The organism is Ferdinandcohnia sp. SAFN-114, assembly GCF_059415045.1.
Map to the genome: position 1 here is coordinate 1 of NZ_JBPFDQ010000141.1, position 8155 is coordinate 8155.

The window sequence follows — 8155 nt, forward strand, 5'->3', positions numbered from 1 at the left end:
GCCATACAGACACACCTCGTTATAGTTGATATATTTATTATAACAATCTGTGTCTACTTTTTAGTCTAGCATCATAATGGTATAAACCGTGAGAAAGTATTAACAAAAGCCATTGAGAGGGGTCTTGTGACGCTAGAACAATCAAAAGGACTCTCTGATGAAGAAGTCTATCAACTTATTTTTTCATCTGGATTTAGTACAGCTGACAAAGTGTCTGACGTTTCAGGGCGCGGTGTGGGCTTAGATGTTGTAAAAAATAAGATTGAATCTCTTGGAGGAAGAGTTTTTATAGAATCGGAAAAAGGGAAAGGAAGTAAATTTTCTATACAATTACCACTTACCTTATCAATTCTTTCGGCCTTGCTAGTAAATGTGAAAGAAGAAATATATGCGATTCCACTATCTTCAATCTTAGAAACACTAATTATTAAGAATGATGAAATCCTGAAAGCTCACCATCAGAATGTAATCGATTTTAGAGGAAAGGTTATTCCATTAGTATTCTTAAAAGATGTCTTTGAAGTACCAACTGAGAAAGAACTAGTGGAAACCACTTATGCAATTGTGGTGATTAAACGTGGTGAAAAGGTAACAGGCTTGGTAGTAGATTCCTTCATTGGTCAAAAGGAAATTGTATTAAAATCTCTTGGAGGTTATTTACAAGATGTTCATGCCATTTCAGGAGCTACTATTTTAGGAAATGGTCAAGTTTGTCTTATTATTGACCCAAATGAATTAGTGAAGTAGGAGGGATAGAAAATGGAAGGTCAATTAAAAGTTATTGTTTTTCGATTAGAGGACCAGGAATATGGAGCAGATATACAAAAGATAAGGTCAATAGAGCGACTTCAAGAAGTTACCCGTATTCCAAATGTACCTGAATTTATTAAAGGGGTGATCAATCTTCGTGGCGAAATAACCCCGATTATTGATTTAAAAGAACGATTAGCAATGGGGCAAACAGTTCAAACAGGTGAAACTAGAATTCTAATTGTGGAAGTAGATGATTTCCAATTAGGAATATTTGTAGATGCGGCTACTGATGTAATTGACCTTGATTTATCACTAGTAGATTCCGCCACAGGCGTTATACCTGGAATTAATGAATCTTACATAGTAGGAGTTGCAAAACTTGAGAAACGATTACTCCTTCTATTGAATTTGGAACTGGTCTTAAATACAGAAGAAATAAAGGAGGTAAAGGATACAATTGAGGTTTAAACAATCTATAGTAATTGATTATAGGAGGATATAATGGCTAAAGTACTAGTAGTCGATGATGCAGCTTTCATGAGAATGCAACTAAGAGATATGCTTACTAAGCTCGGACACGAAGTGGTAGGCGAAGCAGAAAATGGAATTCAGGCAATTGATACATATAACAAAGTAACCCCTGATTTTGTCACAATGGATATTACAATGCCAGAGATGGATGGTATTCATGCGGTGACTGAAATCAAAAGGAACCATCCTAACGCCCAAATCATTATGTGTTCGGCAATGGGGCAACAAGGTATGGTTATAGATGCAATCAAAGCAGGAGCAAAAGATTTTATTGTAAAGCCATTTTCAATCGATCGAATAAAAGAAGCTGTAGATAAAATTTTAAATTAAGACTTTACAAATCTAGTCATTCAGCTAGCTGAGATATATAACTTTACAAAAGAGGTGAGCGAATTTGAAGTTATTAACGTTTTTTTCATCATCAATTAAAACAAAACTGGTTACGATTTCAATTTTACTATTAACTATTCCTTTATTAATTTCTGGTTTTGTCTCCTATCAGCAAAGCAGTTCTAGTTTAGATGAAATAGGGAAAACTAACTTAAAAAACAGTGTAGAAATGACCCTGATGTTGATTGACTCAGTAAACAATGAGGTCAAAAAAGGAAATCTTACTTTGGAGGAAGCCCAGGAGAAGGTGAGGGTTTCTATTTTAGGGGAAAAGGATTCGGAAGGTACCAGACCAATAAACCAGAATGTCGACCTAGGAGAAAATGGGTACTTATTTGTTCTAGATGAACAGGGAACGGAACTTGCCCATCCATATTTAGAGGGAACGAATATATGGGATAACGAGGATTCTGACGGAGTAAAATATGCTCAGGATATTATTAAAAGAGGAAATGATGGTGGTTTTACATTCTATAATTTCCCACTCCCGAATGATAAGAACAAAATTGCACAAAAAGTCGCCTATTCCAAAACTGACCCACATTGGGGATGGGTTGTTTCATCCGGTACATATATGATGGATTTCAATAAGCCTGCAAAAGCAGTATTGAATATGGTTCTATTTGTAACTGTAATTTCAATAGTTGTTGGCATTATAATTGTTTGGTTGTTTGCTAATCATATTTCTTCACCTATCCAAAGGATATCTACTCGAATGAATCAACTTGCGAATGGTGACTTAACGCATGATAATATTAAACTTAAAACAAAAGATGAAATTGGTCAATTAGCGTTGGCAATGAACCAAATGCAACAAGGTTTAAAAAACATGATCATAAATGTTTCAAAATCCTCTGAAATGATTACTAGCCAAAGTGAAGAACTCACGCAAAATGCCGACGAGGTGATGGCCGGTAGTCAACAGATAGCTACAACAATGGAAGAATTAGCAAGGGGTTCTGAAGAACAAGCTCATTCATCAACCTCTTTGAGTGAAACGATGGGGTCTTTCGCCAATGAAATTATGATAGTTGCTAGCAAGGGTGAAGCAGTAAAGAGCGATTCGGACATGATGCTTAAATTAACAGAGGATGGAAGTCATTATATGAAAGAATCCATTCAAAAAATGGAGAACATCAATAAAAAAATGAAAGAGTCTCTTTCAAAGGTTAACGGATTAGACCAAAAGGCAACTGATATCTCAAAACTTGTCAATGTAATCCAAGAAATAGCAGCTCAAACAAACCTTTTGGCACTTAATGCGGCGATTGAGGCTGCTCGAGCCGGAGAACATGGAAGAGGGTTTGCTGTTGTTGCAGATGAAGTACGAAAATTAGCCGAACAGGTCAGTGAATCGGTTTCAGATATTACAACCATTGTAGCGGATATACAAAATGAGTCGAAACAAGTTGTTGATTCACTTGATGAAGGGTACCACTTAGTAGATGAAGGAACCGGCCATATTCAAACCACTGGAGAAACATTTACACACATTAAAAAGACAATTGAAGAAGTGGATAACCAGATCAATTCAATGGCAACCTCTCTTTATAAAGTATTAGATGATACAAAAACCATTAATGGAGCCATTGAAAACATTGCATCTGTTTCAGAAGAAAGTGCTGCGGGGATAGAACAAGTGTCAGCAACCGCACAGCAATCAAGTAGCTCAATGGAAGAAATATCAGCTAGTGCTAGACTGCTAGAAGAAAACGCTGAACACTTAAATAACTTAATCCAGAATTTCAAAATTAATTAGCAATTGTATTATCCCATCAACTTATCATATTTGTATTTTTTAAACCGTAAGGAGAAAAAAGAATGAGTCAAAATGTAGTTCTACTTGAAACTGGTACGAATGAATTAGAAATTGTTGAATTCACAATTGGGGAGACTCGTTTTGGCATCAACGTTATTAAGGTCAGGGAGATTATTAACCCTGTTCATGTAACCAATCTTCCAAATTCACATCCCAATGTTGAAGGTATTGTTGGAATTCGTGGAGAAATCATGCCTGTAATTGATTTAGCAAAGGTCTTAGGACAGGGACCTTCTGAAAATGTAAAGCTTGATAAATTTGTTATTACAGAATTTAATAAGCATAAATTCATCTTTCATGTTCACACAGTTACTCAAATATACCGTATATCGTGGAAGGATATTGAAAAACCTTCTTCGGTATACCCTGGAACTGAAAATTCAATAATTGGTGTAGTGGAAATAAAAGATAATCTAGTCTTACTGTTGGATTTTGAGAAGATCATGGTGGATATTGATAACAAACTAGGCATTAACCCTGATGGCCTACATGCTTTAGAAAGTCGAGAGAGAGAACCAACAAAAACAATTGTTATTGCCGAGGATTCACTATTTCTTCAGAATCTTATTCGTAAAACTTTAAATGAAGCAGGATATAGGAATCTTTTATTTTTCGAAAATGGACTGGAAGCTTTGGAATTTCTAATTGGTAAGTCTTCAAATGGAAAAAAGATAGATAACAGTGTTCAACTAGTAATAACTGATATAGAAATGCGTCAAATGGATGGTCATCATTTTACAAAACAAATTAGAGAAAATGAGGGTTTGAAACACCTTCCAGTCATTATCTTTTCCTCCCTTATCACCGATAATTTACGTCATAAAGGAGAAATGGTTGGAGCTACTGCTCAGGTTAGCAAACCTGAAATTGTAGAATTGGTAGGTTTGATTGACAAGCACGTTCTTTAAGATCTTTTCCCCTCTTTTATATTTAGAATTTTAAATTGAGAGTAGGCGAATTTTATAAAAAAGTTAATATTGTTAACAATACTTTTAACATCTATTTTGGCGGGGGCAGTGGTTGCAGTACTGTACTTCGCTTTAGATATTGGGAAATTTGTTGAAGCTAGGCAAGCGGATAAGAATGACGAGAAAAAAGAAGAGTTTTTTGCAGAACCATTTGAAATAATGGCAAATCTAAATTTAAAAGAAACAACCAGAGATTTTGTCAAGGCTTCTGTTGTCATCTCTTCCACAAATGAAGAATTTATAGAAGAGTCGAAAAAGTATCATTATCAGATGAATGATATCATAGTAAGTTTTGTTAATTCTAAGACACTTGAAGATTTTCGAAACATTGATGATAGGGAAAAACTATCAAAAGAGCTAGTAACAAAAGTAGAAGAAAAATTAAACATAGATGTAGAGAATGTATACTTCACGAATTTAATGCTGCAGTAAAAGAAAAGCTTATTAACACCTTGCTTTTTAGCGAATGGACGGGTATAGCTACGCATTCAAATGCATTCATTTTCGAAATTAATCACAATCAATTGTATGTAGTAGCTCGGTGATCTTAAGAAATGGCAGATTACGATTATTCAATTAATTGGGAGACCTGAACAAAAAAGGCAAGAGGTTCAACAACTTGTAAAAGTCAAAGGGTTATTAAATTAGTTACCATCAGTTGCAGTCAGGAATTAGATAATGAATGTAAAAAAAGCCCAAACATCTTGGAGAGAGTAGCTTGAAGTTAAACTTTTATCAAATAATGTAGTATTTTTTGAGATAGTAATAGGAATTGGAGTCGTTACATCATTCTTATGGGTTTTATAATTGTTTTTAATCCATTTTTTCAAGTGAAAATAAGTATTAATCGAGGAAGGGAGTTATAAAGTGTCTAAGGTTTATTCAAAAGAAGAAATTGAATTTTTAAAACAGAATGTTGGTTTTATGAAACTTACAACCATTGCAAAAAAGCTAAATAGACCATTTAATTCAGTTTCAATTAAAGTAAACCGTTTAGGAATTGGTGATACTCGCACACAAACCGGTATGATAACTTTAGGGGAGCTAGCAAAGATACTATTTGTTGATAGAAAGACTATAGAGAATTGGGTTGTAAGGCATGAGTTGCCCTGCGTAAAACAAATTACAAGGCAACATAAACAATATTATTTTATAAAGCCTGGCGAGTTTTGGGAGTGGGCGAAAAAGAATAAAGAGAAGATTTCCTTCTACAAGATAGAAAAGAACCTTCTGGCCCCTGAACCAGAATGGGTTGATAAAGAGAGAGCCAAAAAACAAGATCGAATTGTAAATTATCGCGCGTGGACGATTGGTGAAAAGAGAAAGGTAATAGAATTAAAAAATAATGGATATACATTTGCTGAAATTGGTAAGATGTTAGGTAGGAGTGCATCTAGTGTAGGAAAACAGTATTATAGAATGAAGGAAGATTAATATGTACAAATGAGGAGAAGTTTCTTATGAGAGGTATTGACTAGATTCATTAGGAATATCGTAGAAAAACTCTAATATTAGTACGATCTGGTGCATTAATTTAAGAACCTTGTGAGATTGTTGTAGTAAAAACTATAGAGTCGTTGTGTTTGTAAATGAGTTTATTTGTTGTACAAAAGATTAACCGCCTATTTAAATGCTAGAAAGTCTAGTAAACTACGAAAAATTTATCTTAGAAAGGGGATCGTGTAGATCGCCAGGGCCAATGACAACTTCAGAGATCATAAAGCAAATCCTCCGATTTTTACTTAGTTTAGAGGATTGTATGAAGCAATACCAACTCAGTTTTAGTTAGAATGAATTAGAAGTAACTTTGAAGGAAACATAGGAAAACGATTCAAATGTGAATGGGTTTCTTTTTCATTTGTTATTAATTTATAAAACTATAATTTGAAAGACTAAAGAGATTGAAAGTTCTATCAATAAATAGTATAATGTACGTAATTACATATTCAGAGGGAAAAACCCTAAATGACTATAGATTTCTTAGGATATCTATGCTCATTTAGGGTTTTTCTGTTTAAAGGAGTGATTAAATTGGCAAAGAGCAAGGTTAATAAAAAGGATATTGCTAGGGTAGGAGACACAATTCAATTTACTCGACGTGAACATCATTTTCTAGCTGTAGTAATTAACGTAATAGAGAACTCGGTCATAGTTGAACTGCAAAATAGAAAGGATAAGGACATTTTGGAGATTGAGACTGAAAGAACGGTTGTCGCTCACTCCAATTATGAGATTTCAAGTAGAATTCCTTGTCCAAGAGAGCCTATTCCAGCCTTAGATCCATGGACTTATGGTTGGAAAACAAGTAGTTAATTTAAGAAGAAAGGAAGGACTTTGAACAAAAACATAGTTTTTATAGCAATTTTAAGCTTCTCTTTATTGTTATCAGCTTGTTCATCGGAAAAGAAACCAAGTGAGGCAAAAGCAGCAGGAGAAGAAAAGGGGAAAAAAGAGGTATCAAAAGGGAGTCTAGAAGAATTCGGAACAACACTCCAGAAAACCATTGAAGGTTCAAATACACTTTTAGACAACTTTAATAAGAATTTGGATGGTTTATACACTGCAGAAGTGTCTAATCAACAATTTGCAAATGTATAAAAGGGTGTAGTAGATGAATCTAATAAGTTGGTCGCGGCTATGGAAAAGTTGTATGTAGATGGAACGCTTTATGAATTTAGGCAAACCGTTGTAACGTATTTAAACAGACAACATGAATTATTTCTTAATGCTGTATATATGGCTAATTAAGAAATGATAAATAAGGAATATTTAAGATCAGAGGATTTAGCTGTTAAAGTAGAACAAGCTGGTATTGTGAATACCTGGTTGAATGGGGAATGAGGAGAAATTAAATGAGGCATAGGACAAGAATGTCTTTTGAAGAACTAGTTGCTCAAAATAAAAATCAAATACTTAATGATAAGAATGAATTAGAGAGAATCGATAAAATACTTGATAAAAAAATATCAGAGGAAGGGGATAAAGCAAGTGAAAACCTCAAGTAGTATTTGGTTAACTCCTGAAGAAGTTGAGGTCAGAAGGAAAAGACAGATGGTCATTTTATACGTCATTATTGGCAATTATCATAAGCGCAACTGTTACAGCATTAGCTAACCAAATATGAGTAATAAGTAATTGAAAGGGGAGAAGGGAAAAACGGAATGAGCATTCAAGTAGTTGCAAGTAGGATTCCGAAAGAGAAGTTAGTGGAAATACAAGAATTAACGCCACGAGAGGCTTATTTAAAGTTACTGGTAGAATTATTTGAGAATCGAAAGAATAATTAATGCAGTGAACTTTTAATGGCTCTTGTAGCTTATGGTGGAACTTACCGGAAGAGGTACGAAATGTGATTAATAAAGAAATTCAGAAACCAAACGTTATGTTGTTAAAACAAATTATTAGCAAAGGGCCAATATACAAAGTAACATTATGTACGAACATATTGAATGTGTTGGAGAAAAAAGTAATAAATGAAATCCCTAAGAATTTGACGAACCAAGAATTCTACGACCTACTACATGATGGAAATCGATTTTTTGGTGGAACAGACTGTCGAACAACCGTGGGAGTCGAATGATTGGTTCACTTAACCCGAATAATTCAACAAATATTGTTGTTAGTTTCTGTAGTAATTTAACTGATTTATTACCTCATTTAATACACTACATACTGGGGACTCTAAGTGCTTTAC

11 protein-coding genes and 1 pseudogene are annotated in these 8155 nt (G+C 34.2%); all 12 read left to right on the plus strand.

The window, feature by feature from the left end; genetic code table 11:
* Nucleotides 1-78: 78 nt before the first annotated feature.
* Nucleotides 79-747, plus strand: a pseudogene (locus ACR65M_RS25720) (chemotaxis protein CheA); the annotation flags it as partial.
* A 12-nt stretch (nt 748-759) separates the two neighbouring features.
* Nucleotides 760-1221, plus strand: coding sequence for a chemotaxis protein CheW (locus ACR65M_RS25725; RefSeq protein WP_440274819.1), 462 nt, complete (start codon nt 760-762; stop codon nt 1219-1221).
* A 33-nt stretch (nt 1222-1254) separates the two neighbouring features.
* Nucleotides 1255-1614, plus strand: a complete 360-nt coding sequence (locus ACR65M_RS25730) for a response regulator (protein ID WP_440274820.1) — start codon at nt 1255-1257, stop codon at nt 1612-1614.
* A gap of 64 nt (nt 1615-1678) precedes the next feature.
* Nucleotides 1679-3433 carry a methyl-accepting chemotaxis protein gene (locus ACR65M_RS25735; protein ID WP_440274821.1) on the plus strand — a complete coding sequence of 585 codons (1755 nt, stop codon included), beginning with the start codon at nt 1679-1681 and terminating at the stop codon, nt 3431-3433.
* Nucleotides 3434-3495: 62 nt separating this feature from the next.
* Nucleotides 3496-4401 carry a chemotaxis protein gene (locus ACR65M_RS25740; protein ID WP_440274822.1) on the plus strand — a complete coding sequence of 302 codons (906 nt, stop codon included), beginning with the start codon at nt 3496-3498 and terminating at the stop codon, nt 4399-4401.
* 69 nt (nt 4402-4470) lie between these two features.
* On the plus strand, nt 4471-4893 hold the full coding sequence (locus ACR65M_RS25745; RefSeq protein WP_440274823.1) for a flagellar basal body-associated FliL family protein: 423 nt from the start codon (nt 4471-4473) through the stop codon (nt 4891-4893).
* A 435-nt stretch (nt 4894-5328) separates the two neighbouring features.
* Complete coding sequence (locus tag ACR65M_RS25750) at nt 5329-5895, plus strand: helix-turn-helix domain-containing protein (protein ID WP_440274824.1); 567 nt, start codon at nt 5329-5331, stop codon at nt 5893-5895.
* Between the two features lie 597 nt (nt 5896-6492).
* Nucleotides 6493-6774, plus strand: a complete 282-nt coding sequence (locus ACR65M_RS25755; protein ID WP_440274825.1) for a DUF2187 family protein — start codon at nt 6493-6495, stop codon at nt 6772-6774.
* Nucleotides 6775-6795: 21 nt separating this feature from the next.
* Entirely contained in the window at nt 6796-7059 is a 264-nt protein-coding gene (locus ACR65M_RS25760; protein ID WP_440274826.1) for a hypothetical protein, read from the plus strand.
* A gap of 254 nt (nt 7060-7313) precedes the next feature.
* Nucleotides 7314-7466 (plus strand): FbpB family small basic protein, encoded by a 153-nt coding sequence (locus ACR65M_RS25765; protein WP_440274827.1) that lies wholly within the window; start codon nt 7314-7316, stop codon nt 7464-7466.
* A gap of 156 nt (nt 7467-7622) precedes the next feature.
* Nucleotides 7623-7748, plus strand: coding sequence for a hypothetical protein (locus ACR65M_RS25770; RefSeq protein ID WP_440274828.1), 126 nt, complete (start codon nt 7623-7625; stop codon nt 7746-7748).
* A 62-nt stretch (nt 7749-7810) separates the two neighbouring features.
* On the plus strand, nt 7811-8041 hold the full coding sequence (locus tag ACR65M_RS25775; RefSeq protein WP_440274829.1) for a hypothetical protein: 231 nt from the start codon (nt 7811-7813) through the stop codon (nt 8039-8041).
* Nucleotides 8042-8155: the final 114 nt, after the last annotated feature.

Coding starts and splice junctions, on each gene's coding strand:
- ACR65M_RS25725 (WP_440274819.1), top strand. CDS start 760: ATGGAAGGTCAATTAAAAGTTATTGTTTTTCGATTAGAGGACCAGGAA.
- ACR65M_RS25730 (WP_440274820.1), top strand. CDS start 1,255: ATGGCTAAAGTACTAGTAGTCGATGATGCAGCTTTCATGAGAATGCAA.
- ACR65M_RS25740 (WP_440274822.1), top strand. CDS start 3,496: ATGAGTCAAAATGTAGTTCTACTTGAAACTGGTACGAATGAATTAGAA.
- ACR65M_RS25765 (WP_440274827.1), top strand. CDS start 7,314: ATGAGGCATAGGACAAGAATGTCTTTTGAAGAACTAGTTGCTCAAAAT.
- ACR65M_RS25770 (WP_440274828.1), top strand. CDS start 7,623: ATGAGCATTCAAGTAGTTGCAAGTAGGATTCCGAAAGAGAAGTTAGTG.